We start from the raw sequence: 25,709 nt of genomic DNA on the forward strand, positions 1-25,709 counted from the left end.
CGATGAACAACATGATAGGGCTGCTCAAGCAGCTGGAGCGTCAGGGGGTGAAGCTGGCCCTCAACGAGAAGGGGCAACTGGTCTCCCAGTCGAGCAAGGAGGCACTCACCCCCGCCATCGGCGCCCTCATCCGCGAGCACAAGGAGGCGCTGGTGCGCTGCCTGAGTGCCCGCACGGCCTTTGAGGCCCCCATCGAGGCGCAGGGGCTGGCGGTGGGGCCGCTCTCCTCCTCCCAGAGCGGGCTCTGGTTTATCGAGCAGTACGAGGAGAGCTCGCACCTTTACAACATGCCGGTCTACTTCCGGGTGCGCGGTGAGCTCGACACGGCGGCGCTGGAGTTTGCCTTCGACAGCCTGTTTGCCCGTCACCCCAGCCTGCGTACCCGCTTCGTGCGTGACGAGGCGGGGCGGGGCCGTCAGGAGATCCTGCCCCACACCCCCTTCACCCTGACCATAGAGGAGGTGAGCGAGCGTTCTGTGGCCGAGCGCGAGGCCTATGTGGCGCGGCGGGTGTGCGAGGAGATAGAGCGCCCCTTCTCCCTCACCCGGGGGGATCTGACCCGGGTGCACCTGATCCGGGTGCAGCCCCGGGAGCATGTGCTGCTTATCACCCAGCATCACATCATCTCCGACGGCTGGTCGGTCAAAAACCTCTTTGCCGACCTCAAGCCGGCCTTCCTCGCCTTCCAGGCCGGGCAGGCCCATGCCCCGGCGCCGCTGGCCCTCAACTACCTCGATTATGCCCACTGGTTTAACTCCCCCCGCTTTCTCGACTACCACGCCGAGTTTCGCCCCTTCTGGGTCGAGCGGCTGCAGGGAAGCCCCGAGGTGCACGGGCTGCCTCTGGATAAGCCCAGGCCCGCCCATCAAGAGAGCGGCGGCGAGCTGGTCTTCTCGACCATAGACAACGGGCTCTGGGCCCGCTTCAAGCGCCTGTGTCAGCGTCACAACACTTCCAGCTTCATCGGCCTGCACGCCCTCTTCGCCCTGCTGATGGTGCGCCAGAGCGCCGAGCGGGAGCTGGTGATCGGCACCCCGCTCGCCTATCGGGAGCGCCACGAGATAGAGTCTCTGGTGGGCTTTTTCGTCAACACACTGGTGCTGCGGACCCGCATCGAGGGGAATCCGAGCTTTATCGACTACCTGCAGCAGTGCCGGGAGGAGGATCTGGCGGCCTTCGATCACCAGCTCTACCGCTTCGAGGCGCTGGCCGAGGCGATCGGCGCCGATCGCACCACCGCTATCAACCCCATCTTCCAGATCATGCTGGTCTATCAGGCCAAGGTGGACTTTGACGATCTCATCCCGGGCTGCCGCATGGTGGAGGAGACCTCTCCCGTGCTCCCCGCCAAGACCGACATCTCGGTCAAGGTGACCGAGCTGATGGACTCGGTCAGGGTGGACTGGCTGTTTGCCACCGCCCTGTTCGAGCGCGAGACCATAGAGGCCTATGCCGACCGCCTGCTGCACCTGATGGGGGCGGTGCTCGAGGCGCCGGAGAGCCCGGTGTGGCAGTTGCCGCTGGAGGAGGGGCTAGAGGCGCGCGTTGGCGCCGAGCTGGCCACCCTGCCCAAGGAATACCCGAGCCGCGACACCCTGCTCGGCCACATAGAGCAGGCGGCGCGCCGGCGACCCCTGGGGGTGGCGGTGTGCGACCATGATGGCGCCCTGACCTATGCCGAGCTGGAGCACAGGGCCAACCGGCTGGCCCACTGGCTGCAAGCCCGCGGGGTGAAAGCGGGGGCGGCCGTCGGCATTCAGGCCCGGCGCGAGTCGGCCTTCGTGGTGGCCCTGCTCGCCTGCTGGAAGGCCGGCGCCGCGTATGTGCCGCTCGATCCCGCCTATCCTGCCGAGCGCCTCGCCCATATTATCTCGGATGCGGCCATTCCCCTGGTGCTGGGGGGCGCTCCCGACCCGCGCCTTGGCGTGGCGTGCGAGCGTCGGGGCATCGCCTACCAGCCGCTGGGCGAGCTGGCGTTGCACGAGCCGAGCCCGCAGGGTGCCGAGCCCCCGCACTGCCCCCGCGACGCTGGCATGCTGGCCCAGATCATCTACACCTCGGGCACCACTGGCCTGCCCAAGGGGGTCATGGTGGAGCAGGGGGGCCTGCTCAATCTGATGAGGGATCACCAGGCGCGCCTCGAGCTGGCGCCGGAGGGGGCCATGCTCAACTGCATGTCTCTCTCGTTCGATGCGGGCAACATGACCACCCTGCTTCCCCTCTATTGCGGCGCCGCCCTGCACTTCGCCGAGCCCGGTGAAGGGGTGATCGAAGAGGCCATTGCCCGGGGCGCCAGCCACCTGATCCTGCCCACGGCCCTGCTGGCCAACCTGACTCCCCCCGCGAGTCTCGGCGCTGTCCGTGCCATCGGTGTGGGGGGCGAGGCGTGCCCCGAGCGCCTGGTCGAGCGCTGGGGCGACCGGGTGGCCCTGCACAACATGTATGGCCCGACCGAGTGCACGGTGACGGCCCTCTCGACCCGGCTGCGCCCCGGTGAACCCATCACCATAGGGCGTCCGGTACAGGGGATCCGGGCCGTGATCCTCGATGAAACGGGCCACCCCGTGCCTGCCGGCGTGCCGGGAGAGCTCTGTCTGGCGGGCCTTGGGCTGGCCCGGGGCTACCTCAACCTGCCCGAGCGCACCAGAGAGGCCTTCATCACCTGCACCTTGGCGGGGAGCGAGGTGCGCCTCTATCGCACCGGGGATCGGGCGCGGCTGCGCCGGGATGGGCAGTATGCGTACCTGGGTCGCCTCGATGAGCAGATCAAGCTAAGAGGCTATCGCATCGAGCCCGGCGAGATAGAGAGTCGTCTGGCCGAGCTCTGCCCGGCCATCGGCCAGATCAAGGTGGTGGTGATGCAGGGGCGCCTGGTGGCCTATGCCACGCAGCAAGGGGGCGAGACCCCCGACCCCGAGGCCCTGTTGCAACAGGCGGGCACCCTGCTGCCCGAGTACATGGTACCGGCGCGGCTGTGCTGGCTGGAGAGCATGCCCCTGACCCCTAACGGCAAGCTGGATCTGCGCCGCCTGCCCCCCATAGAGTGGCAGGAGAGCCGCGCCGAGCCGGATTCGGCGCTCGAGCGTCAGGTGCTCGGGATCTGGCAGGCGGTGCTCAAGCAACCGCTCGGGGTGGAGGATGACTTCTTCCGCCTGGGGGGCGACTCCATCCTGAGCATTGCCCTCACCACCCGGCTGCGGGAGGCGGGGCTGCACTGCAGCGTCAAGGAGGTGTTCGAGGCCAAGACGGTGCGCCGCCTCTGCCGCCTGCTCGGTACCTCCCGGGCCCAGGCTCGCAGCGAGCAGGGGCTGCTCGAGGGGGAATTCCCCCTGCATCCGATTCAGCACTGGTTCTTCGAGCAGGGGTATGAGCGCGCCGAGCACTGGAACCAGGGGGTGATAGTGCGCCTGCCGGCCGGCATCGAGGATGACCGGCTCAAGGCACTGCTTCGTGTCCTGCGCGATCACCACGATGCCCTGCGCCTGGCGGTGACGCCCCGGGGGCAGAGCTACCTCAAGGCGCTGCCCCTGCCACCCCTGCACCGCATCGATGCCGCCGGGCTCGATGACGCGGCCCTGCAGGGACGGCTCACCGCCCTGCAACAGGGGTTCGATCCCGCCAGCGGTCACACCCTGGCCTGGGCGCGCGTGCACAACCTGCTCGTGGAAGGAGAGCGGGTCGAGGGGCTCTTCATGGCCCTGCACCACCTGGTGACTGACGCCGTCTCCTGGCGCATCCTGGTCGATGATTTGGCCCGCCTCGGCCGTGGCGAGTCGCTGGGGGAGAAGGGGAGCAGCTATCGCCAGTGGGGCGAGGGGCTCACCGCCTACGCGGCGCAGGCGGCGCAGCAGCTCCCCTTCTGGCGTGCCCAGCTGCTGACCGCCTCGGCCCCCCTGCTGGCGGAGCGCGCAGTAGACGGGCGGGCGGCGGCCGCCTTGCTGCGGCTGGACAGGGAGACTACGGCCCGTCTCATCGACGAGGCGAATCGCCCCTTCGAGAGCCGGGTGGCCGAGCTGCTGCTCGCCGCCCTGATGCGCACCCTGCGCGAGCTGGGGTACGGGGAGCGCCACACCCTGATGCTCGAGGGGCACGGGCGTGAGGCGATCGCCCCGGATCTCGATGTCAGCCGCACCGTGGGCTGGTTTACCAGCACCTACCCCCTGGCCTTGCAGGATAGGAGTGACTGGGCGGCGTCGCTGCAAGCTATCAAGGGGCTGCTAAGGTCGGTGCCAGACAAGGGGGTGGGCTTTAACGTGCTGCGAAGCCACCATCCCGAAGGGAAAACGCTGCCCCTGGCCCCCATCCTCTTTAACTACCTGGGGGTCTCCCATCGGGAGGCGGCCAGCCCCTGGCAGCCGTTGCCGGTGGCGCCGGGTCGCCCGTCCGATCCCGATAACCTGCCCCCCGAGCTCATCAGCCTGCACGGCGGCGTCTTCGATGGTGAGCTGACCCTGCGTCAGGTGGGCTCGCTCAACGGGGCCGCGAGCAAGGCGCTGATGGCGCGCTTCGAGGGCAACATCAGGGCCCTGGTTGCCTATTGCTGCGAGCAGGCCCAAAGCCCGGCAGAGGTGATGGCATGAGCGCCGTGAACGGGGGCCTGGCCTCTGCCGATCTGGCCGGCAGCCTGCGGGCTCGCCTCGAGGCAAACCCCGACGCCCCGGCCATCACCATGGGAGGGCAAACCCTGAGCTATGGGGCGCTCATTGAGCGGGTCGGCCAGATAGCGGGGCTGCTCGAGGGGCTGGCGGTCGGGGAGCGGGTGGGCCTCTATCTCACCCGCTCACCGGATCTGGTGGCAAGCCTTCTGGCCTGTCTGCGCCTGGGGCTGACCTTTGTGCCTCTGGATCCCGCCTTCCCGGCGGCGCGTCTCGAGACGATTGCCCGGCGGGCCCGTCTCTCGGCCCTCTTGTGCGACGGCGAAGGGGGGCCGGATGTGGGCATCCCCAGGCTGGCGCTGAGTGGCGCCGGCTTGGGGAGCGCGGATCACTGGCCCCGGGTCGACGACGGGGTGGCGGCCTACATGATGTTCACCTCGGGCTCCACCGGCGAGCCCAAGGGGGTGGTGATAAGCCGTCGCGCCCTGCACCGTTTCCTGAGCGCGATTGCCGAGCGCCTCGGTCTCACCCCTGAGTGTCACTGGCTCTTTATCACCACATCGGCCTTTGATATCTCCCTGCTCGAGATGTTGGGCCCCCTTTGGGGCGGGGGGCGACTGACGGTGGCCAGCGGCGAGGAGCACAAGGATCCCATGAAGATCCTGGCCCTGCTCGAGGGGGACGCCAGCCTCAACTGGTTGCAGGCGACCCCCGCCAGTTGGCGCATGCTGCTCAAGGCGGGTTGGCAAGGCACTGAGAACCTCACCGCCCTGTGCGGAGGGGAGGCCCTCGACCCCGGGCTTGCCGCCGAGCTGTGCCGGCGCACCCTGCGCCTGTGGCACTGCTACGGTCCGACCGAGGCCACCGTCTGGTCTATGGTCGGTGAGGTGACGAGCGCCGCGGGAGAGGTGACCCTGGCCAATAGCCTGCCCGGCTATCGCCACTGGGTCATCGACGAGAGCGGGGCGGCCATCGAGCGGGGGGAGGGGGAGCTCTGTATCGAGAGCGAGGCCCTCTTCGACGGCTACTGGGAGCGGCCCGATCTTGGCGAGGCGGCCCAGCTGACTCACGCCGGCCGTCGCCTCTATCGCACCGGGGACCGGGTCCGCCGGCTGGGGGCGGATCGTTTCCTCTATCTCGGACGCCGCGACGATCAGGTCAAGCTGCGCGGCTTTCGTATCGAGCTGGGAGAGGTAGAGGCGGCCCTGCGGCGCCAGAGCGGGGTGCAGGAGGCGGCGGTGCGTCTCTGGGGCGAGGGGGACGAAGCCATGTTGGTGGGGTATGTGGAGGCCAAAGCCGGTGCCTCGTTGAGCCGCCCCGCCCTGCGCCGGGGACTGCAGGCCATCTTGCCCTACTACATGGTGCCGGCCCGCCTCATGTTGCTGCCCACCCTGCCCAAGGGCGGCAGCGGCAAGATAGACAGAAAGGCGCTGCCCCTTCCTTAAAACAAAAAAGCCCGCGACAGCGGGCTTTCTCTTTTGGGGGCGGGATCAGCGGGTGAGGGGCGTTGCATCGGGCTTGGCCAGCAGGCGCTCCACGTCTTCTATCACGCCAAGGGCTGCTTGAGGGCCGCCGACCGAGGTCCACAGGGACCCATCGACCGCCGCGAAGCGCTTGCCGCGGATGGCGGTCAGCTGCTGGAAGGCGGGGGTCTGCTCGGCCTGACGCATGGCATCGACCGCATCGCCGCTGGTGCTCAGGGTGCCGATCACCAACCAGTCACCGTCGAGCAGGTTGAGAGACTCGAGGCTCAGGGCGGCGGAGTGCGGGGTGTGGTCGCCTATCTGGTGGGGGGGACGGGTCAGCCCCATCTCGGTGACCACGCTGCTGGCAAAGGTGGAGCCGTGCATATAGCTCGGTCCCTTGGGATTCCAGCGCACTATGCTCAGGCGCTCACCCTGGTGAGCGGCGAGACGGGCACGGGACTCCTGGAGGCGCTCGGCATAGCGTTTCATGAAGGCTTCAGCCTCGGCCTCGCGTCCCAGCGCCTTGGCACTGCGCTCGAAGACCTGCTTCCAGGGCTCGCCCCACTTGCCGGTGACCACGGTGGGCGCGATCTCGTTGAGCAGGAGCAGCTGCTCGGGCTTGGCCTGACCGGTCAGGATCAGATCCGGCTCCAGATCGATGAGGCGTTCCAGATTGGGGTTACCGAGATCCCCGACCACGGTGATCTCGGCGCCTGCCTGGTCGAGCAGATAGCGGGGCAGCGTCGCCTGGCCGCGTCCGTTGCTGGTACCCACCGGCTTGACCCCCAGGGTCAGGGCCGCGTCGAGATCGATCTCGCTCAAGACCACGACTCGGGTGGGGTGAGCGGGCACGGTCAGGGTGTTGCCATCGGCGTCGGTGATCTGACGGGTATCCGCCGCCAAGGCCGGCAGGGCACACAGGCCGGCCAGCATCACCATGGCCGCCAGGGGAGAGGCAAACTTCATCGTTATGTCCTTATGGGTGGCAAAACAGGGTTCAAATGAGCGAGCCATGATAGCACAGACGCAAATGGTAATGGTTTGTATTTGTGGTGATAGGTTTCCCCGTACTGTTACAATCCCCCCAAGTGGCAATGAGAGATCCGGGGAAGAGAGTGGACGTGCTGACACCGGCAGGCGCCGGTTTTATTCGCCAGCGAGACAGGATGGCGCTGGATCTGGGGGTGTGGGGGCACAGGGTCTGTTTTGATCCGGCACGCTTTGGCCCCCAGGCCTGGGGTGACGCCGGGCTCCTGTTACCCGAGGCCTTGAGCCGGGCCGCACCCAAGCGGCAGGGGGAGTTTCTGGCGGGCCGGCTCGCGGCGCATCAGGCCCTGCTCGAGCAGGGGATCGCGGGCCATGAGGTAGGGATCGGTGCGGATCGCGCCCCCGTCTGGCCTGCTGGGTTCGAGGGGAGCATCAGCCACACAGTGCTCGGCTCGGTCGGCGTTGCCCTGTGCGCGGTGCGCCCGGGCTCGGCCGGCATTGGCCTCGACATGGAGGCCTGGCTCGATGAGGGAGAGGCCCTGCGCCTGTGGCCGGTGATCGCCGATGAGGGCGAGTGGGGACGCTTGGCGCGCTCATCTCTGGGGGAGGCCCGCGCCCTGACCCTGCTCTTCTCGGCCAAGGAGAGCCTCTTCAAGGCCCTCTATCCCAGGGTGGGGCGCTACTTCGATTTTCTCGATGCCAGCTGCCTTTGCCTGAGGGAGGGAGAGATCACCCTCGCTCTGAAAACCCCTCTCAGCGGCAGCTTGCCTGCCGGTTGGCACTGCACCCTGCGCTGGCGCCCCCTGGAGGGGGGCGTGCTCACCTGGCTGCTGCTCTAGGCCATAAAAAACCGCCATCACGGCGGTCTTTAATGGGTCAGGCCTGACGGCGCAAGATCCCCTGCGCTTGGCGGCGCGGCACTATGACGGGCGCCCCGTCGCCCGGGGCGTGCAGTATGTCCACATCGGTCTGGTAGAGGCTGTCGATAAGGCCCTTGGTGATCACCTCGCGGGCGGGGCCCATGGCCTGAATCGTCCCGCCCCCCAGGGCGATCAACTCGTCGCAATAGCGGGCGGCGGTGGCCAGATCGTGGATAACGATGAGCACCGTCTTCCCCTCGGCGGTGATCTGGTGGATGGCCTCCATCACCTCGGTCTGATGACCTATGTCCAGGGCGCTGGTCGGCTCGTCGAGCAAGATGAGATCCGCATTCTGCGCCAGCACCATGGCGAGCCATACCCGCTGGGCCTGGCCACCGGAAAGGGAGGCGACGCTCTGATGCAAGATGGGCTCAAGCTGCATCCGCTCGCAAGCCCAGCGCACCCTGCGCGCATCCTCTTCGCTCCATTGATTGAACCACCCCTGATGGGGATGGCGACCATATTGCACCAGCTGCTCCACGTCGATGCCGGCGGGCACCAGAGGGCGCTGGGGCAGGTAGGCGAGCTCCTTGGCCAGGGCCTTGCTGCCGTAGCGGGCCAGGGATTTACCCTTGAGGGTCACCTCTCCGGCATCGGGGCGGATCTGCCCGGCCAGCAGCTTGAGCAGGGTGGACTTTCCCCCCCCGTTGGGGCCGACCACGCCGATGAGCTTGCCCTGAGGGAGGCTGAAGGAGAGATCGTGAAACAGGGGCGTCTGCCCATAGCCAAATTGAAGGTGCGTTGCGGAGAGGGTCATCAGTCGGCCCCTTGTCGGTCTTTAAGCAAGGTGATCAGCAGCAGCAGGCCGCCGAGAATACGGGTCATGATGCCGGTGGCGACCTCATGAGGGTCGGCCAGCACCCGAACCAGGGTGTCGCTGGCGAGCAGCAGCAGGGCGCCACACAGGGCAGCAATCCAGAGTGGAACCACGCGATCGCGGGTCAGCCAGGAGGCGAGGATGGGCGCCGCCATGGCAATGAAGACCACAGGGCCCCCGATGGCGGTGCCGAGCGCCGCGACCATGATGGCCTGGACCAGCACGGCCAGCTGGACCCGGTTCACCCGCACCCCCAGGCTCTGGGCCGTGACGGGGCCGAGGCGCAGCACGGCCAGATCCCGCGAGAGGGCGACAATCCAGGGACAGAAGACCAGGATCAGCAGGGCCACCGGCACCACAGTGGAATAGCTCAGCCCCACGAAGCTCCCCATGTTCCACAGGTACAGACTGGTGAGATGCACCAGGGGCTGAGTGGACATGAGAAACTCGCCCAGGGCGTTCATCAGCTCGGAGACACCGATGCCAATGACTACGAACAGGTAGCCCTGCTCCCCCGGCTTGTTACACAGGGCATAGAGCACCAGGGCGGCAAACAGGGCGCCGAGGGGGGCGGCCCACCAGGGCCAGCTGCCGAGGGTGAGGTAGAGAGAGAAGATGATGATGGCCAGCGACGCCCCCTCGTTGACCCCTATCATGTCCGGGGTGGCGAGGCGATTGCGCACCAGGGTCTGCACCAGACAGCCGGAGAGGCCCATGGCGGCGCCTGCCACCAATACCGCCAGGATGCGCGGCATGCGGATCTTGAAGACGGTGATCTCATCGAGGCGACTGCCCTGACCCAGCAGGGTCTGGATCACGCCCCCCATGGTGAGTCGTCCCGACCCCAGGGCCAGGGCCAGGGCACAGAGCAGGGTGAGCAGCAGCAGCAGGCCGAGCGTGATAAGCCAAGCGCGGCGGTTGAGCAGGAGTGAACCGGTGCCAAGGCGCAGACGCAGGGTGCCGGTCGGGGAAACGGTATGCATGAGTGCGCCCTTATTTCACTGTCATCATGGAGCGGAAACCGCCGCTGCGCACCACCAGGATGAGCACGGGGGCGCCGATGAGCGCCAGGATCACGCCGCTTGGCAGCTCGAACGGTTGAATCAGCCAGCGCGCCAGGATGTCGGCCGAGAGCAGAAACAGCACGCCGAACAGGGCCGAGAAACGGATCTGCAGCGCGAGGCGAACCGGTGCGACCCGGCGTGCGCAGTAGGCGGCGAGAAAACCGATAAAGCCGATGGGCCCGGCGATGGCGATGGCACAGGCGGTGAAGAGGGTGGTGGCCAGCAGCACGCCGAGGCGCACCGGGGTTGGCCGTATGCCCAGAGCCTGGGCCTGGCCGTCGCCCATCTGCATCAGGGTGAGCGGGCGGCACAGCAGCAGGGTCAGCAGCAGGGCGACCAGCACGAAGGGGATGACGGTCAGCACCCCATCCAGTGTCGAGGCGCTGAGCGAGCCCAGATTCCAGAAGCGAAACTGCTCCAGCACGACTTTGTTGGAGAGCAGCAGAAAGTTGGATAGGCCGCCAAAGGTGGCCGAGAGGGCGACTCCGACCAGAATAAGCTTGAGGGGGTGGGCGCGGCCCACCATGAGGCCAAGACCCAGCACAATCAGGTTGCCCGCGAGGGCCCCCATGCCGGACCAGAGCAGGTAGCCATAGGCCGATTCGACCCCAAACCAGGTCATGCCGATGACCAGGGCGAAGACGGCGCCGGCGTTGACGCCGAGCAGACCGGGTTCGGCCAGCGGGTTGCGGGTGGCGCTTTGCAGCAAAGAGGCGGCCAGCGCGAGAGAGAGACCCACCACCAGGGCGCAGAGGGTGCGCGGCAGGCGCAGGGTTTCGATGATCATGGCCAGCTTCTCGTCGGCCATCAGGGCGGGGTCCCCCAGCAGATAACCGGAGACTTCCCGTGCACCGTAGAGACCGGCGCCGGTGGACATGGAGAGGCCGCAGAGCAGCAGAGCAAGCGCGAGCCCCAGCCAGAGCAGGCGAGCGTGATGGCTAAGCACCCAGTGACTCCTTATGTTTCGATAGCGTGAAAAAGGGCCCGGTTGCCCGGGCCCCTGGGGGTTACAGCTTGTAGTCGATACCGGCGTAGACGGTGCGCCCTTCCAGGATGAAGTCCGCATCGGTGGCCACCTGGTCACGCTTGGTGTTGGTCAGGTTGGTGAGACCGAGCTTGAAGTCCAGCGCCTTGGTGACCTTCCAGTTGGTGTTCACGTCCACAGTCTGATAGCTGTCGGACTTGAAGGTCTGGGCCTTAAGCAGGGGAACCGTCAGGTATTGGCTCCCCACATACTGCCAGGAGAGTTGGGTGCTCACGACCTCGCTGGCTTGCCATGCCAGGATGACGTTGCCGGTGTGATCCGGGGTCTTGGTCAGATCCCGACCTGTGCTGCGGTCTTCGGAGTCGAGACGGGTCCAGTTGGTGCTGACCTTGACGCTTTCGATGGGGTCAAACCAGCCAGTCAACTCAAGCCCCTTGATCCGGGCCTTCTTGACGTTGAGATAGGTCATCACAGAGGGACGGTAGCCCGGGCCCCACTGATCGCTCTGGATCAGATCCTCGATGTCGTTGTGGAAGGCGGTGATACCGGCACCGAAGCGATCGGCTTCGTAGGCAGTACCCAGCTCATAACTGACGGCGGTTTCTGGCTTGAGGTTCGGGTTACCGATCACCTTGCAGGCGCCACGACAGGCGGTGGTGGCAAAGCCTTCGCTCGATTGGGCCAGGGTCGGCGCCTTGAATGCCTTGCCGGCTCCCGCTTTCACCACCCACTCATCGCTCAGGTTATAAAGAGCGTAGGCACGTGGGCTGAACTCATTGCCATAGGTGTCGTGGTGATCGAGGCGCCCGCTCAGGGTCAGGGCCAGATCGCCCAGGCTGAACTCATCTTGCAGATAGAAGGCGCTCTGGCTGGCATCGACACTACCGCTGGTGATGTTGCGGCTGTGCTCGAGTTCAGTCTTGCGCATTTCTGCCCCGCTGGTGAGTAGGTGTTCGCCCAGATAGCCGCTCACCTGACCGTCTACCGTATTGTTGGTCTGGGTGATATCGGCGGCGCCCCCGTTGAGCTGGGAGTCGTCCATCAGGTCGGTCTGCTCGACGTAGTAGCGCAGACGGCTGTCAAACTGCTCCCAACGACCGTTATGGGCGAGGCCCAGGCTCAGGCGGTCAAGCTTTTGCACGTTATGGGGGGCGGCCGGCGCCGTCGGGGCACGGGGCACGTTGTTGAAGTAGCTGTCGATGTCGTTCTGGTTGTAACCGAGATCCAGGTCGATGTCCTGATTCGGCGTCACCAGCCACTTCAGGCTGGAGAGCACATTGACCACTTCACGTTTTTCCAGAGCATCCGCGCCCGGATTGTTGGATTGTTCACTGCGCCAGCGATCGCGCTGGTACCCTTCGACGACAAGATTACCCAGCAGTTTGTCATCGATCAAAGCACCCGATACATAAGCGCTACCGCGGTTGGCATCGCCACCCTCGCCCTTGGTCGGAATGGAGCGGGTGTAGCCAAATGCGGCTTCAGGTTGCTCCTTGGCTTGACGCAGGATGACGTTCACCACGCCGCCCAAGGCATCGGCACCGTAGAGGGAGGAGACGGGCCCCCGGATCACCTCGATACGTTCGATAGCGGCCATGGGGATGGAGCCCAAGTCGAAGTCATTGCCATAGGCGCTACCCAGGGTCTCACGGGCATTGACGCGCTTTCCGTTGACCAGCAGCAGGGTGTAATCGCCACCCATACCCCGGATCTTGATCTCGTTGCGACCGGTGGGGTTAGTGGCCACCACATTCACGCCGGTCACGTGCTTGAGCGCATCACCGATGTTGTTGGCGTTCATCTGATCCAGGTCGGCACGGGTGATCACAGAGACGCTGGCCGGGGCCGAGAGCTCGGTGTGCTTGGTCTGGGTCGCCGTGATGACCATGGTTTCGTCGGCGTTTTGCTGCGCCGCCATGGCGGGCAGGGAGGCGAGTCCGAAGGCGATGAGGATCGGGTTGAGACGGAAAACGGCGGGCTTCATTATCAAAAACTCCATGAATATAAAGGGTGGCCGAGTCGGCCAATGGCTCACTGACTTCCTTGTCTGGCGCGGCCAGACTCGGGATTGTTGTTATCTGGGATGGGTGTCAGCCCCCGGATGAGGAGCCAGACACCGCCGCAGGCCAGCAGGCCGCAGGCAATATTGATCCAGGCCAGTTCGGCAAAGCCTTGCAGGGTGCCATCGGGTTGCGAGACCAGATAGCGCGCCGAGAGCAGGCTGCCGAAGGCGGCGGCGACGTTGGTGACCGTGCCTTGGAGTGCCATAAAGGCCGCGCGCTGGTGCGGGGCCGGAATGGCCACCGTGATGGCCAGGGTGGTGCTCGAGCGCGCCGAACTCAGCGCCATGAAGAGGGTGAAGAGCAGCAACACGGGCACGCCGATCGGCGCGGCAAATCCGGCCCAAGTCAGTGCAAGCAGCAACAGGCTGGTGACAAGGCTGGTGGCCAGGGCCTGGCCTTTGTCTATCCAACGGCCGCACAGCCGCAGGGTGGCCATGCTGGCCAGACCGCCGCACAGGTAGAGGGTCGCGATCCCGGTGCGAGGAAAGGCGAGATTGAACTGAAAATAGGTGGCGAAGTGGGGGATCAGCAGGAAGTGGCCAAACATCTGCAGGCTCAAGACCAGCAGGGCGCCCTGACAGAGCGGGGCCTTGAGCAGATCGCCGACCCGGTTTCCGGCAACCTGCTTGACCGGCAGGGAGGGGAAGCTGAGGGCCGCGAGCAGGGCGAGCATGAGGCCGCAGGCCCCCAGCAGCAGGAACGGGCTCCGCCAGCCCCACCACTGTGCCAGGGTCAGTGCCACGGGCACGATCAAGATCGCGGCCAGGGAAAACGCCATGGAGACATAGGCCAGCCGGCGTCCCCGCTCTGCCGGGGGGACCAGATCCAGTACCGATGCCATCACTACGGCGGCGAGGGGGCCGGCGACGCAGCCCGAGAGAATAAAGATCAGCAGCAGCCAATCGCTGTCGGGGGCCAGGGCGCAGGCCATGAGCAGCGCAAACCGTACGCCGATCAACAGGAGCAAGGCACTGCGTCGATTGAAGCGATCCAGCCAGGGCGCGGCGATGAGTCCCATCAATGCGGCGCCCAGGGTGGCGCCACCACTGAAGTAACCCGTCTGCTCTGCCGGCATCCCCAGCGCCGTGACCAGATCCGGCCCGAGCGGCATCACCATCATCATGCTACCCATGGATAACATATTGATAAGTAAGGCTAGGTGAATAGGCGCAGCAGAGTTGACGCGGTTATGCGGTGGAATCACAAGAGTCTTCCCGAGGCAAAGAGCCGGCATTGTAGCCGAGCTTATTTTTCATGACAACAAATGATAATTGTTTTCATTGTTGTTTTGTTTGCTCTGTGAGGTGGGGCACAGAGGGGGTCATCGAGGGGATCGCTTGCCCCTATCGGAGCGGGGCGGTTGGTGTGTCGCCAGGGGGAGGGCATAATGGCCGCGCAATAAGGAGAGACCATGAAATATATCGGAGCCCACGTCAGCGCCGCCGGCGGCGTGGAGAACACCATAGCCCGTGCCGAGGCCATCGGCGCCAACGCCTTCGCCCTCTTTACCAAGAATCAGCGCCAGTGGCAGGCCGCGCCGCTCACGCCCAAGTCCATTGATGCCTTCAAGCGCGGCATGGAGCGCGCGGGCTTCCTGCCCGAGCAGGTGCTGCCCCACGACAGCTACCTCATCAACCTGGGCCACCCCGAGCCCGAGGGGCTGGCCAAGTCCCGCGACGCCTTTCTCGACGAGATGCGCCGCTGCGAGCAACTGGGGCTGTGCTACCTCAACTTCCACCCTGGCAGCCATCTCGGCAAGTTACCCGAGGCGGTCAGCCTCAAGCTGGTGAGCGAGTCCATCAACTGGACCCTGGAGCAGACCCAGGGGGTCACGGCGGTGATCGAGAACACGGCGGGCCAGGGGACCAACCTCGGTTGGTCGTTCGAGCAACTGGCCGCCATCATCGACGGCGTCGAGGACAAGTCGCGGGTCGGCATCTGCTTCGACACCTGCCACGCCTTTGCCGCCGGCTATGATCTGCGCACCCTCGCGGGATGCGAGCAGGTGTTTGGCGACTTCGAGCGCCTCGTGGGTTTTTCGTACCTCAAGGGGATGCACATCAACGGTGCCAAGTGTACCTTCGGCAGTCGGGTCGATCGTCACCACAGCCTGCGCGAGGGAAATCTCGGTGAGGCGGTGTTCCACTATGTGATGAACGACGCCCGCTTCGATCGCATTCCCCTCATCCTCGAGACCATAGACGAGAACATCTGGGGCGAAGAGATCGCCTGGCTGCGTAGCCTGGCCGCTTGAGGGCGGGTTCGCCTAGCCAAAGCAAGAGGGCAGCCATTCGGCTGCCCTCTTTTGTTATCGACTCACGCCATCTTGTGGCGGGAGAGTTCGGCGAGCAGATCGCCGACCACCCTCAGGCGGCTCTCGCGATCGCCGGTCACCACGTTAAAGCGCAGTCGGCTCGGCCCCTCCATCTTGTAGATGCGGGGCTGCTCGGTGAGCAGGCGCACCAGGAAGGCGGGGTCTACCGAGGTCTTCTCGGAAAAGTCCAGATAGCCGCCGCGCTCGCTCATCTCCAGGCGCTTGATCCCCAAGTGGGTGGCCCCAAGGCGCAGGGCCGCCATCTCGAGCAGCGTCTTGGTCGCCTCGGGCAGCAGGCCGAAGCGATCGATAAGCTCGACTTTCAGCTCATCGAGCTCCTCTTGTGAGGCACAGCTGGCGATGCGTTTGTACATGGACAGGCGCATGTTGACGTCCGGCAGGTAATCGTCCGGCAAGAGGGCCGGCAGGCGCAGCTCCACCTCGGTGTGATCCGAGAGCAGGGTGTCGAGGGCCGGCTCCTTGCCGCTCTTGAGCGCCTCGACCGCTTGCTCCAGCATCTCCATGTAGAGGGTGAAGCCCACCGATTCGATCTGGCCGCTCTGATCGTCCCCGAGTAGCTCCCCGGCGCCGCGGATTTCCAGATCGTGGGTGGCCAGGGCAAAGCCGGCACCGAGATCTTCGAGCGACGCGATCGCCTCGAGCCGCTTGGCCGCATCCTTGGTCATCAGCTTGGGATGAGGGGTGAGCAGATAGGCATAGGCCTGGTGGTGAGAGCGACCGACCCGGCCGCGCAGCTGGTGCAGCTGGGCCAAGCCTAAGTGATCTGCCCGGTCCATGATGATGGTGTTGGCGCTCGGCACGTCGATACCGGTCTCTATGATGGTGGTGCACACCAGCAGGTTGAAGCGCTGGTGGTAGAAATCCGACATGATCCGCTCGAGCTCGCGCTCGCGCATCTGGCCATGGGCCACCGAGATCCGGGCCTCGGGGAGCAGCTCGGCCAGATCGCTGGCGCACTTGTCGATGCTCTCGACGTCGTTGTGCAGGTAGTAGACCTGTCCGCCGCGCTTCAATTCCCGCAGCACAGCCTCGCGCACCACGGCCGGGTCGTGTTGACGCACGAAGGTCTTGATGGCCAGGCGCTTGGCGGGCGGGGTGGCGATGATAGAGAGATCGCGCATGCCCGACATGGCCATGTTGAGGGTACGCGGGATCGGGGTGGCGGTCAGGGTCAAGATGTCCACATCGGCCCGCAGAGCCTTGATCTTCTCCTTCTGGCGCACCCCGAACCTGTGCTCCTCGTCGACGATGAGCAGGCCGAGATCCTTGAAGGTGAGATCGGACCCCAGCAGCTTGTGGGTGCCGATGATGATGTCCACCTTGCCATCGGCCAGCTCCTTCATCACGCTGCTCTGCTCCTTGGCGGAGCGAAAGCGGCTCAAGACCTCGACCCGCACCGGCCAGTTGGCGAAGCGATCGCGGAAGTTGTCGTAGTGCTGCTGGGCGAGCAAGGTGGTGGGCACCAGCACCGCCACCTGCTTGCCGCCGTGCACGGCCACAAAGGCGGCGCGCATTGCCACCTCTGTCTTGCCAAAGCCCACGTCGCCACACACCAGGCGGTCCATGCTCTTGGCCTGACACATGTCGCCGAGCACGGCGTTGATGGCGTTGAGCTGATCCTCGGTCTCCTCGAACGGGAAGCCGGCGCAGAACTGGCGGTAGGCCTCCCGCTCGTGACGGAACGCAAAGCCGCTGCGCGCCGCCCGGTGGGCGTAGATGTCGAGCAGCTCGGCCGCCACGTCGCGCACCTTCTCGGCGGCCTTGCGCTTGGCGCGGGTCCAAGCCTCGCCGCCGAGTTTGTGGCAGGGGGGATTGTCCGAGCCCGTGTAGCGGCTGATGAGGTGCAGGCTGGTGACCGGCACAAACAGCTTGTCGCCACCGGCATACTCCAGGGTGAGAAACTCGGTGGGCAACCCGCCGGCGCTGAGGGTCTCGAGCCCGAGATAGCGACCGATGCCGTGATCGAGGTGCACCACGCTCTGGCCCTGGGTCAGCTCGCCGAGGTTGCGGATCACCGCATCCGAGCTCAGCTGCTTGGCGCGTTCGCGTTTGCGCTGGCTGCGCACCCGACCACCGAGCAGCTCGCTCTCGGTAATGATGGCCACCTTGCCGTCCGGCAAAATGACCCCTCCCTCGAGGGGACAGACCAGGATGGCAAGAGCGTCGTCACCGGCCAGGAAGTGCTCCAGAGTGGGCACAGTGCCGGGTCTGAGATCGATGCGGACCAGCAGATCCTTTAAGGCCTCGCGCCGCCCTTCACTGGGCACAGTGAACAGGACGCGGCCGGCAAAGCCTTGCAGGAAGTGCTGTAGGGCGGCCAGCGGTTGCTCCTGACTGTGATCCAGAGTGAGTTCGGGCAGCCGTGTCAGCGCCAGATCGTGGGGCGTGCCGGCGCCCTCTTGCAGCGTCACCCAGGCATAGTCGCCGAGGCTCGCAAAGAGCTGCTCTACCGGCAGATAGAGGGCCATGGGAGGGAGCAGGGGGCGGCTCAGATCCCAGCGCCGATCCTCGTAACGCTGCTGGATGTCTCCCCAGAAGCGTTGGGCTGCGCCGTGGGTATCGCCGACGGTGACGAGCAGACTCTGTGCGGGGAGATAGTCAAACAGGCGGGCCGTCTCGTCGAAAAAGAGCGGCAGGTAGTATTCGATCCCCGCCGGCCAGCGACCCTTGCTCACCTCTTGATAGATGGCCCCGTCGGCGCGGGAGATCTCGAAATGTTCCCGGTAGTGACCACGAAAACGTTCGATGGCCGCTTCATCGGTGGGAAACTCGCGCGCGGGCAGCAGGTTGACGCGCGCAACCGGATCCCGGGAGCGCTGGGTCTCGGGATCGAAGGGGCGGATGGAGTCCACCTCGTCGTCGAAGAAGTCGATACGATAAGGCGTCTGGCTGCCCATGGGGAAGAGATCGAGCAGGGAGCCGCGGGCGGCAAACTCGCCGTGCTCCAGCACCTGCTCAACCGCCACATAGCCCGCCTCGGCAAGCCGTGAACGCAGCCCCTGCAGCGAGAGACGCTGGCCCTGTTTCAGCTGCAGACTGAAGCGATCCAGATAGCTGCGCGGGGGGCAGCGCAGCATCAGGGTGGTGACCGGCACTATGATGATCCCCTGGGCCATGGTCGGGAGACGGTAGAGGGTCTCGAGACGCTGGGAGAGGATGTCCTGATGGGGCGAGAAGGTGTCGTAGGGCAGCGTCTCCCAGTCCGGGAACAGCAGCACGGGACAGTCGCTTCCCTCGAGTAAAAACGCGAGCTCTTGCTCGAGGCGCAAGGCGCTCGGGGTATCGGCCGTGACCAGCAAGATGGGATGATCATGCTGGCGAGCCAGTTCGCTGACAGTCAGTGCGAGGGCACAACCTGTGAGGTTACCCAGGGTCAGTTTCAGGCCAGCCTTGCGCGGCAACGCTGGCAGAGAGAGTCGAGTCATGGGGCTGGATTATCGATTACGTTCAGCAGAGCGCTGTTTGAGCTGACGGGACTGGATATGCAGACTGGCGCGGACCAGCAGTTCGCGATCCTCTTCGCGGATGCGCGCATAGTCGAGTTCCACATGGTGGCCATGTTCACCCTTGGTGATCGCCTTGACCCGGCCATAGCAATAGACGGCCGAGGCCTCTTCGCGCAGGAAGATCTTGAGGCGCATCAGTTGGCCGGTCTTGGGGGGCTCACCGTGCCCCTCGAAGGGGAACAGGTAGTGGAGATCGCCGCCACCCAGGCGCAGGGTATGGAAGCGGTGCTCCGGGTGATCCTGAACGGCCAGCACATAGCCCATGATGAGGTCTATCTTGCGCGACTGCTGGTTGATCACCTCGATAAGGTCCGACAGGTGCTCGTTGCCCTGGGCCCGGATCAGGCGGCTGGTGCCAAGATCGATCGCAGAGATCGCCGATGCGATGCGAAACGGCTCGGGCATCTCGGCCTCCAGCTCGTCGAGCGAGGGAAGGTGGCTCCCCTGAACCGGAATTACGTTCACCGGTAGCGAGTGGACGACACTGAAGAACTCTTCGTGCATGGCGGCTATCCCTTGTTGTCATGGACCGTTTCCCATTATTATCCGGTATCTTATTTTCTTGGCAACGGCAGATCCTTGAAGACCGGACTTTTTCAGCCTTTGGCGCTGGCCATAGGCCTGCGATACGCAGGGTCACGACGCAGTAACCGTTTCGTCTCCTTTATCTCCCTCTTCTCCACCTTTGGCATCGCCATCGGGGTCGCCGCCCTGATGGTGGTGATTTCGGTCATGAATGGCTTCGAAGGACAGCTGAAAGGACGCATCTTGGGGGTCATTCCCCAAGCGGTGGTGACCGGCAGCGAGGGGCGTCTGGTGCCCCCGGCCGGATTGGCCGACGCGCTGGCGGCCCTGCCTCATGTTCAGGCGGTCGCGCCCATGCTGGCCACCGAGGGGATGCTCCAGAGCCCGGGTCAACTGACCGGCGTCAGCGTGCAGGGTATTGACCCTGAGCGCTGGCCTGCCGGGGACTTGCTGCATCGCCAGATGCAGGCGGGCTCCCTCGATACCCTGATCCCGGGTAGCTACCACATAGTGCTGGGGCAGGGGGTCGCGCGTAACCTGGGGGTCAGCGTTGGCGATCAGGTGCGGCTGCTGCTGACCGAGGGGAGTCGCTATACCCCATTCGGCCGTGTGCCGGCCCAGCGTCTCTTTACCGTCTCCGCCATCTTCGGGGTGGGCGCCGACGTGGACAACCAGATAGCCCTCATCAATCTGAGCGATGCCAAGCGCCTGCTGCGCCTGCCCGCCGACGAGGTCGGCGGCTTGCGCCTGTGGCTCGACGATGCCTTCGCGGTCGACAGCCTGGTGAGCCAGCCGCTGCCCGAAAAGCTGATCTGGCAGGATTGGCGCCGCGAGCGCGGCGAGCTGTTCCAGGCCGTGGCCATGGAGAAGCGCATGATGGGGCTGATGCTGGTGCTCATCATCGCCGTGGCGACCTTTAATATCCTCTCGGCCCTGGTCATGGTGGTCGGTGATAAAGAGAGCGAAGTCGCCATCTTGCGTACCATGGGAATGACCGAATCGGCCGTGGTGCGCATCTTCATGGTGCTGGGCGCCTCGAGCGGTGTCGTCGGTGCCCTCGCCGGTGGGCTGGTGGGCCTGGCGCTGACGCTGGGTCTCAACCCGCTGCTCAGTGCCATCGGACTCAACCTCTATATGGCCGCTGGCGGTGCCGGCTTGCCGGTCATCGTCGAGCCCCTGCAGGTGGCGGTGATCCTGCTCGGTGCCGTGCTGCTCAGTTTCAGCGCCACCCTCTATCCTGCCGCCCGGGCTGCCCGCGTTCGCCCGGCCCAGGCCCTTCGTTATGAATAAGTTGGAAGTTGCAAGCATGTCGATGAACAAGCCGTTGCTGGAGTGCCTGGCCATTAACCATGTCTATCGGGAGGGAACCCTCGAGACCCCTGTGCTCAAGGGGATCGATCTCACCGTGGCACAGGGGGAGATGCTGGCGGTGGTCGGCAGCTCAGGCTCGGGCAAGAGCACCCTGCTGCACCTGCTCGGCGCCCTGGATAACCCCACCTCGGGGCAGGTGCTGTTTCGCTGCCAGAATATTCACGGTTGGAGCAGCGGTGAGCAGGCCCGTTTCCGTAACCGGGAGCTGGGCTTTGTCTACCAGTTCCACCACCTGCTCTCCGAGTTCAGCGCACTGGAAAACGCGGCCATGCCCCTGCTCATCGGTGGCGCCAGTGTCAAGGAGGCGAGCGACAAGGCGGCGGCCATGCTGGCGCGGGTCGGCCTCTCCCATCGTCTGAATCACAGGCCCTCCGAACTCTCCGGCGGTGAACGCCAGCGGGTGGCCATCGCCCGTGCCCTGGTTGGGGAGCCGAGCCTGGTGCTTGCCGACGAGCCGACCGGCAACCTGGATCATGCCAGCGCCACCGCCGTCTATGAGCTCTTGTGCGAACTTAACCGCGAGCTGGGCACCGCCTTCGTGGTGGTGACCCACGATCTGGGTCTGGCGGCCAAGTTGCATCGCCGGGTTACCTTGGTGAGCGGCGTGATGGCGGAGGTTGCCTGATGTTCAAGCCGCTGCCCCTCTTCTTGGGCCTGCGCTATAGCCGTTCGCGTCAGCGCAATGGCTTCATCTCGTTTATCTCGGCCTCGTCGCTTATCGGCATCGCCCTCGGGGTGATGGCGCTGATCCTCGGCCTCTCGGCCATGAACGGCTTCGAGCGTGAGCTCAAAAACCGGGTGCTGACCGTGATCCCCCAGGGGGAGCTCGACGCGGTCGAGTCGCCCATCGCCGACTGGCCCGGGCTAAGAGAGTATCTGCTGGCGCAGCCCGGGGTGGCGGCGGTGAGCCCCGTCATCCGCATCAATGGCCTGCTCGAGAGCGGTAACCACCTCAAGGGGGTGCAGCTGCGCGCCATCCTGCCCGAGTATGAGGCGCAGATCTCCGATGCCGACAACTACATGACCGGCAAGGGGTTCGCCGAGCTTAAGGAGGGGGAGAACGGGGTCATTCTGGGTGCCGCCATCGCCCACAAGCTTGGTCTCAAGGTGGGCGATGCGGTCGGGCTGCTGATGCCCGAGGGGGGCGAGGGGATAAAGCAACCCAGGCGCCAGCTGCTCAAGGTGGTGGGCCTGCTCGAGATCGGCGGTCAGCTCGACGGTCTGCTCGGCTTCATGCATCTGGCCGATGCCCAGAGCATCACGGGGATGGGAGCGTCGGTGAGCGGCTTTAGCCTCAAGGTGGACGATGTGTTCAAGGCGCAAGCCATCACGGTCGCCGCCGCCAGCAAGTTTCCCCACCACGTCTATATCCGCAGCTGGATGAATAGCCAGGGCTATCTCTATCAGGATATCCAGATGGTGCGCACCGTCATGGTGGTGGTGATGCTGATGGTGGTCGCGGTGGCCTGCTTTAACATCGTCTCGACCCTGGTGATGTCGGTCAACGAGAAGCGCGGCGAGATAGCCATCCTCAAGACCATGGGGGCGAGTGCGGCGCAGATCCGCCAGACCTTCGTCATTCAGGGGATGGTCAACGGGGTGCTCGGCGCCCTGCTGGGTGCCCTGCTCGGCGGCGTGCTCTCCGCCTATCTCACCCCCATCATGGGAGGGATCGAGCGTCTCATCGGCCATCGCTTCCTCAACCCCGAGATCTATTTCATCGACTTCCTGCCTACCGAGCTGCACTGGCTCGATCTGGGGTTGGTGACCGGGGCCGCTATCCTGATGAGCTTTATCGCCACCCTCTATCCGGCGTGGCGTGCCAGCGGCCTGGTGCCAGCCAGGGAGCTGGGGCGCTAGGGGCGTACAGGGTGATGAGGAGGGAGGCCGTTGGCCTCCCTCTTTTCATGGGTGCTCAGTGGGCGTTGAGCTCGTCCAGCGGCAGGGAGAAACTCGGCACGAAGGTGTCGATAAAGTAGCGCATCTCCGGGCTCATGCGCTGATCCAGCATCTCTTCGAGACGTCGACGCGCCGGCTCGAACTCCCGGTTGCCGGCCGCCAGCTCTTCCAGGCACTTGGTATAGGCGCACAGGGTGTCTGCATCCTTGACCAGGCGGGCGAGCTCGGCATCGAGGCAGGCCGAGTCGAGCAAGGGGCGGTAGGCCTGGTGCAGGGCCGCGGGCAGCATGTCCAGCAGGCGCTGCTCGGCGGCGAGCTCAATCTTCTTGTACTCCCGGGCTATCTCGGGGTTGTAGTACTTGACCGGGGTCGGCAGATCGCCGGTTAGCACCTCGGTGGCGTCGTGAAAGAGGGCGATGACGGCGGCCCGCTCGGCATCCACCTGACCACCGAACAGGGTGTTGCGTATGGTGCCGAGGGCATGAGCCACCATGGCCACCTGCAGGCTGTGCTCGGCGATGTTCTCAGGCTGGATATTGCGCATCAGGGGCCAACGATAGATGAGCTTCATGCGCGAGAGGTTGGCAAAAAAATGGCTGGGCAGCATGCAAAGTTCCCGTTAAAGAGCCTCTGGTCAGGGTATACCCTGGATGGGCGTCAGAAAAGAGAGAGGGCAGGTTGAACCTGCCCTCGTTGTTGGATCAGCGGATGTATTGGCCGGTCTCGGCCTCGTGCTTGGTGACCACGGTCTGGCCGATGGGGGCCAGGCTTGCCAGCGCCAGCTTGAGGTGCTGAATGCCAAACGGGATGCCGACTATGGTGATAAAGCAGGCCAGGGCCGAGGTGATGTGACCGATGGCGAGCCAGACGCCAAAGAGCACAAACCAGATGATGTTGCCGATCAGCCCCAGGGTGCCGGTGCCGATGTCGTCGCGTCCCGTGATGAAGCGGCGACTGACGGTGGTCTTGCCGAAGGGGAAGAAGGTGAAGGTGCCTATCATGAAGCAGGCGCGTCCCCAGGGGATGCCGATGAGGGAGATGAAGCAGAGCAATCCGGCCAACCACCAGGCCAGCCCCATCAGGACACCCCCCAGCAGGAACCACAGCAGGTTGAACAGAAAACGCAGGACACTCATGGATCGCTCCTCAGATAATTGGAGCTACACCATACCACTCCTCGTCTCGCAGGCAATCAAAAGCAGGCGAGAGGCGACATGGCTTGCCAGATAAAGGATGACCGGAGGCGGTGCTCCGGTCACGGGGGAGAGATCATTACCATGATGGGGGAAGGTTACTTCTTGTCATCCGAGAAGGTGATGTTGAGCTCGAGGACCGAGAGCTCATCGCTCTTCTTGTCGAGTTGCACCGAGACCCTGTCGGGATCGATGGCAACGTACTTGCGGATCACATCCAGGATATCCTGCTTGAGTTGGGGCAGGTAGTCCGGCCCCCCTCTGCTGGTACGCTCGTGGGCGACGATGATCTGCAGACGCTCCTTGGCCATCTGTGCGGTGTTCTGCTTCTTGTTGGAGCGGAAATAATCCAATAATGACATGCTTAACTCCCGAACAATCGGCTAAAGAAGCCTTTCTTCTCTTCCTGAAGGAACCGAAACTCCTTGCTCTCTCCCAGCAGGCGGGAAACAGCGTCGTCATAGGCCATGCCGGCGTCGGACTCTTTGTCGAGAATGACCGGCTCGCCCGAGTTGGAGGCGCGCAGCACCGCCTGGGACTCCGGGATCACCCCGAGCAGGGGAATGGCCAGGATCTCTTGCACGTCCTGCACGCTCAGCATATCGCCGCGGCTGACGCGAGTCGGGCAGTAGCGGGTCAGCAGCAGGTGCTCCTTGATGGGGTCTTCCCCGCGCTCGGCGCGGCGCGACTTGGAGGCCAGAATGCCGAGGATGCGGTCGGAGTCACGCACCGAGGAGACCTCGGGGTTGGTGGTGACGATGGCCTCATCGGCGAAGTAGAGGGCCATCAGGGCACCCGCTTCGATCCCGGCCGGCGAGTCGCAGACGATATAGTCAAACCCCATCTCGTGGAGCTGGTTCAACACCTTCTCGACACCCTCTCTGGTCAGGGCATCCTTGTCACGGGTCTGGGAGGCCGGCAGGATGGAGAGATTCTCGACCCGCTTGTCCTTGATGAGCGCCTGATTGAGGTTCGCCTCGCCGTTGATGACGTTGACGAAGTCATATACCACGCGGCGCTCACAGCCCATGATGAGGTCGAGATTACGCAGTCCGATATCGAAATCGATGACGACGGTCTTGTGACCACGCTGTGCCAGGCCGGTACTGAGCGCCGCACTGGTGGTGGTTTTGCCGACGCCGCCCTTGCCTGACGTTACGACTATGATTCGCGCCATTATCGCTTCCTTGTAGCTCTATTTGATGCTGTCTATACGAAGTTGTTCTTTATCGAGCCGGACGTGGACCGGTCTCTGAATCAATCCGGCGGGCAGGGCGTCACTCAGCTGGAAAGTCCCAGCGATGGAGAGCAGCTCTGCCGCCAGCTGCTGGCAGTAGATGCGGGCCTGGGTATTCCCCCGTGCGCCGGCGATGGCGCGGCCACGCAGCGTGCCATAAATATGGATGCTGTCATCGGCGATGACTTCGGCGCCCGGGCTGACCGAGCCCAGCACCACCAGCGAGGTGCCCGCCGCATAGATCTGCTGGCCTGAACGCACCGGACCCACATGCACGCGGCTGGGGATCACGGCCGGTGTGGGTTCGGGCTTGGAGGCAACAGGGGCCACCGGCTCCGCGCGCTTCTTACCCGAACTCATCACGGCAATCCCGGCGGCCTTGGCGGCGGTCTTCATCGCCTCACTGCGCGCCCCTGTGATACCGACCAGGATAAATTCCTCGGACTCTACCAGATCTTTGAGCGCCTCGAAGTCGGGAACTGCATCGAGTTTCTCGACGTTCAGTACCAGAGGTGCACAGTTGAAGAAATGGGGAGCCTGAGCCACCTTGCTCTCTAGCAAGGCACGGATCTTGTCCTGATTGGCATCGGTGATGTGAAGTACCGAGAGGGTAAAGGTAGCGCCTTTGATTTCATTATCCCGTTCGACCATGAATCATCCCCGATCCGCAAGGCAATCCGTTATTGTTATTGACATTCCGATGTTATAGTTTGCCCCCACAAGAGGCAATCAACCGCACGGATTAT

The 25,709-nt window shown here is 64.7% G+C and carries 19 protein-coding genes and 1 pseudogene; 7 read left to right on the plus strand and 13 right to left on the minus strand.

Annotation, left to right across the window (positions count from 1 at the left end; all coding sequences use genetic code 11):
- Positions 1 to 2: 2 nt before the first annotated feature.
- Positions 3 to 4,544 (plus strand): annotated as a pseudogene (locus tag BN1121_RS17255) (non-ribosomal peptide synthetase); the annotation flags it as partial.
- Positions 4,545 to 4,576: 32 nt separating this feature from the next.
- Entirely contained in the window at positions 4,577 to 6,040 is a 1,464-nt protein-coding gene (locus tag BN1121_RS17260; protein WP_043598150.1) for an AMP-binding protein, read from the plus strand.
- A 45-nt stretch (positions 6,041 to 6,085) separates the two neighbouring features.
- Here the strand turns inward: BN1121_RS17260 and BN1121_RS17265 are convergent, their stop codons facing one another.
- Complete coding sequence (locus BN1121_RS17265; protein ID WP_043598152.1) at positions 6,086 to 7,027, minus strand: ABC transporter substrate-binding protein; 942 nt, start codon at positions 7,025 to 7,027, stop codon at positions 6,086 to 6,088.
- Positions 7,028 to 7,227: 200 nt separating this feature from the next.
- Here BN1121_RS17265 and BN1121_RS17270 point away from each other — a divergent pair, with 200 nt between their 5' ends.
- A complete protein-coding gene (locus tag BN1121_RS17270) occupies positions 7,228 to 7,887 on the plus strand; it encodes a 4'-phosphopantetheinyl transferase family protein (RefSeq protein WP_005359165.1) in 660 nt (219 codons plus the stop codon).
- Between the two features lie 37 nt (positions 7,888 to 7,924).
- Here BN1121_RS17270 and BN1121_RS17275 read toward each other — a convergent pair whose 3' ends face one another.
- From BN1121_RS17275 to BN1121_RS17295, 5 genes are all read right to left on the minus strand, one after another.
- Complete coding sequence (locus tag BN1121_RS17275; protein WP_005359166.1) at positions 7,925 to 8,725, minus strand: ABC transporter ATP-binding protein; 801 nt, start codon at positions 8,723 to 8,725, stop codon at positions 7,925 to 7,927.
- The gene (locus tag BN1121_RS17280) at positions 8,725 to 9,768 is read right to left on the minus strand and encodes a FecCD family ABC transporter permease (RefSeq protein ID WP_005359170.1); all 1,044 of its coding nucleotides are present in this window, start codon (positions 9,766 to 9,768) and stop codon (positions 8,725 to 8,727) included. Before BN1121_RS17280 ends, BN1121_RS17275 begins: the two co-directional genes overlap by 1 nt.
- 10 nt (positions 9,769 to 9,778) lie before the next feature.
- Positions 9,779 to 10,795 carry a FecCD family ABC transporter permease gene (locus BN1121_RS17285; protein WP_005359173.1) on the minus strand — a complete coding sequence of 339 codons (1,017 nt, stop codon included), beginning with the start codon at positions 10,793 to 10,795 and terminating at the stop codon, positions 9,779 to 9,781.
- A gap of 61 nt (positions 10,796 to 10,856) precedes the next feature.
- Positions 10,857 to 12,818, minus strand: a complete 1,962-nt coding sequence (locus BN1121_RS17290; RefSeq protein WP_005359175.1) for a siderophore amonabactin TonB-dependent receptor — start codon at positions 12,816 to 12,818, stop codon at positions 10,857 to 10,859.
- 47 nt (positions 12,819 to 12,865) lie between these two features.
- Positions 12,866 to 14,038, minus strand: coding sequence for an MFS transporter (locus BN1121_RS17295; RefSeq protein ID WP_231553066.1), 1,173 nt, complete (start codon positions 14,036 to 14,038; stop codon positions 12,866 to 12,868).
- A 270-nt stretch (positions 14,039 to 14,308) separates the two neighbouring features.
- On the opposite strand from BN1121_RS17295, the gene nfo reads away from it, so the two are divergent.
- Positions 14,309 to 15,151: a deoxyribonuclease IV gene (gene nfo, locus BN1121_RS17300; RefSeq protein WP_005359179.1), complete on the plus strand. Its 843-nt coding sequence runs from the start codon at positions 14,309 to 14,311 to the stop codon at positions 15,149 to 15,151.
- A 62-nt stretch (positions 15,152 to 15,213) separates the two neighbouring features.
- Here the strand turns inward: nfo and mfd are convergent, their stop codons facing one another.
- Positions 15,214 to 18,657, minus strand: a complete 3,444-nt coding sequence (gene mfd, locus BN1121_RS17305) for a transcription-repair coupling factor (protein ID WP_005359181.1) — start codon at positions 18,655 to 18,657, stop codon at positions 15,214 to 15,216.
- Between the two features lie 9 nt (positions 18,658 to 18,666).
- The gene (locus BN1121_RS17310) at positions 18,667 to 19,242 is read right to left on the minus strand and encodes a hypothetical protein (protein ID WP_005359184.1); all 576 of its coding nucleotides are present in this window, start codon (positions 19,240 to 19,242) and stop codon (positions 18,667 to 18,669) included.
- 75 nt (positions 19,243 to 19,317) lie between these two features.
- Here BN1121_RS17310 and BN1121_RS17315 point away from each other — a divergent pair, with 75 nt between their 5' ends.
- From BN1121_RS17315 to lolE, 3 genes are read left to right on the plus strand one after another with little or no spacing between them, the layout of a single operon-like run.
- Positions 19,318 to 20,553 (plus strand): lipoprotein-releasing ABC transporter permease subunit, encoded by a 1,236-nt coding sequence (locus tag BN1121_RS17315; RefSeq protein ID WP_043158057.1) that lies wholly within the window; start codon positions 19,318 to 19,320, stop codon positions 20,551 to 20,553.
- A 16-nt stretch (positions 20,554 to 20,569) separates the two neighbouring features.
- On the plus strand, positions 20,570 to 21,259 hold the full coding sequence (gene lolD / locus BN1121_RS17320; RefSeq protein WP_005359189.1) for a lipoprotein-releasing ABC transporter ATP-binding protein LolD: 690 nt from the start codon (positions 20,570 to 20,572) through the stop codon (positions 21,257 to 21,259).
- On the plus strand, positions 21,259 to 22,494 hold the full coding sequence (lolE, locus tag BN1121_RS17325) for a lipoprotein-releasing ABC transporter permease subunit LolE (protein WP_005359191.1): 1,236 nt from the start codon (positions 21,259 to 21,261) through the stop codon (positions 22,492 to 22,494). The genes lolD and lolE overlap by 1 nt, the downstream gene beginning before the upstream one ends.
- A gap of 55 nt (positions 22,495 to 22,549) precedes the next feature.
- On the opposite strand, the gene yfbR is transcribed toward lolE, so the two are convergent.
- The 5 genes from yfbR to minC form a co-directional block, all read right to left on the minus strand.
- The gene (gene yfbR, locus BN1121_RS17330) at positions 22,550 to 23,140 is read right to left on the minus strand and encodes a 5'-deoxynucleotidase (RefSeq protein WP_005359194.1); all 591 of its coding nucleotides are present in this window, start codon (positions 23,138 to 23,140) and stop codon (positions 22,550 to 22,552) included.
- Between the two features lie 94 nt (positions 23,141 to 23,234).
- Positions 23,235 to 23,669 (minus strand): YccF domain-containing protein, encoded by a 435-nt coding sequence (locus BN1121_RS17335; RefSeq protein WP_005359199.1) that lies wholly within the window; start codon positions 23,667 to 23,669, stop codon positions 23,235 to 23,237.
- A gap of 155 nt (positions 23,670 to 23,824) precedes the next feature.
- Positions 23,825 to 24,088: a cell division topological specificity factor MinE gene (minE, locus tag BN1121_RS17340; RefSeq protein ID WP_005359201.1), complete on the minus strand. Its 264-nt coding sequence runs from the start codon at positions 24,086 to 24,088 to the stop codon at positions 23,825 to 23,827.
- A gap of 2 nt (positions 24,089 to 24,090) precedes the next feature.
- Positions 24,091 to 24,903 carry a septum site-determining protein MinD gene (gene minD / locus BN1121_RS17345; RefSeq protein WP_005359204.1) on the minus strand — a complete coding sequence of 271 codons (813 nt, stop codon included), beginning with the start codon at positions 24,901 to 24,903 and terminating at the stop codon, positions 24,091 to 24,093.
- A gap of 18 nt (positions 24,904 to 24,921) precedes the next feature.
- Positions 24,922 to 25,614 carry a septum site-determining protein MinC gene (gene minC, locus BN1121_RS17350; RefSeq protein WP_005359207.1) on the minus strand — a complete coding sequence of 231 codons (693 nt, stop codon included), beginning with the start codon at positions 25,612 to 25,614 and terminating at the stop codon, positions 24,922 to 24,924.
- Between the last annotated feature and the right edge of the window lie 95 nt (positions 25,615 to 25,709).

Origin of the sequence: Aeromonas diversa CDC 2478-85, assembly GCF_000819805.1 — a bacterium.
Lineage (GTDB): Bacteria > Pseudomonadota > Gammaproteobacteria > Enterobacterales > Aeromonadaceae > Aeromonas > Aeromonas diversa.

Coding starts and splice junctions, on each gene's coding strand:
- lolD (WP_005359189.1), top strand. CDS start 20,570: ATGTCGATGAACAAGCCGTTGCTGGAGTGCCTGGCCATTAACCATGTC.
- BN1121_RS17260 (WP_043598150.1), top strand. CDS start 4,577: ATGAGCGCCGTGAACGGGGGCCTGGCCTCTGCCGATCTGGCCGGCAGC.
- lolE (WP_005359191.1), top strand. CDS start 21,259: ATGTTCAAGCCGCTGCCCCTCTTCTTGGGCCTGCGCTATAGCCGTTCG.
- BN1121_RS17265 (WP_043598152.1), bottom strand. CDS start 7,027: ATGAAGTTTGCCTCTCCCCTGGCGGCCATGGTGATGCTGGCCGGCCTG.
- BN1121_RS17295 (WP_231553066.1), bottom strand. CDS start 14,038: ATGTTATCCATGGGTAGCATGATGATGGTGATGCCGCTCGGGCCGGAT.
- BN1121_RS17270 (WP_005359165.1), top strand. CDS start 7,228: ATGGCGCTGGATCTGGGGGTGTGGGGGCACAGGGTCTGTTTTGATCCG.
- yfbR (WP_005359194.1), bottom strand. CDS start 23,140: ATGCTGCCCAGCCATTTTTTTGCCAACCTCTCGCGCATGAAGCTCATC.
- BN1121_RS17275 (WP_005359166.1), bottom strand. CDS start 8,725: ATGACCCTCTCCGCAACGCACCTTCAATTTGGCTATGGGCAGACGCCC.
- BN1121_RS17280 (WP_005359170.1), bottom strand. CDS start 9,768: ATGCATACCGTTTCCCCGACCGGCACCCTGCGTCTGCGCCTTGGCACC.
- BN1121_RS17290 (WP_005359175.1), bottom strand. CDS start 12,818: ATGAAGCCCGCCGTTTTCCGTCTCAACCCGATCCTCATCGCCTTCGGA.
- BN1121_RS17310 (WP_005359184.1), bottom strand. CDS start 19,242: ATGCACGAAGAGTTCTTCAGTGTCGTCCACTCGCTACCGGTGAACGTA.
- mfd (WP_005359181.1), bottom strand. CDS start 18,657: ATGACTCGACTCTCTCTGCCAGCGTTGCCGCGCAAGGCTGGCCTGAAA.
- minC (WP_005359207.1), bottom strand. CDS start 25,614: ATGGTCGAACGGGATAATGAAATCAAAGGCGCTACCTTTACCCTCTCG.
- nfo (WP_005359179.1), top strand. CDS start 14,309: ATGAAATATATCGGAGCCCACGTCAGCGCCGCCGGCGGCGTGGAGAAC.
- BN1121_RS17335 (WP_005359199.1), bottom strand. CDS start 23,669: ATGAGTGTCCTGCGTTTTCTGTTCAACCTGCTGTGGTTCCTGCTGGGG.
- minE (WP_005359201.1), bottom strand. CDS start 24,088: ATGTCATTATTGGATTATTTCCGCTCCAACAAGAAGCAGAACACCGCA.
- minD (WP_005359204.1), bottom strand. CDS start 24,903: ATGGCGCGAATCATAGTCGTAACGTCAGGCAAGGGCGGCGTCGGCAAA.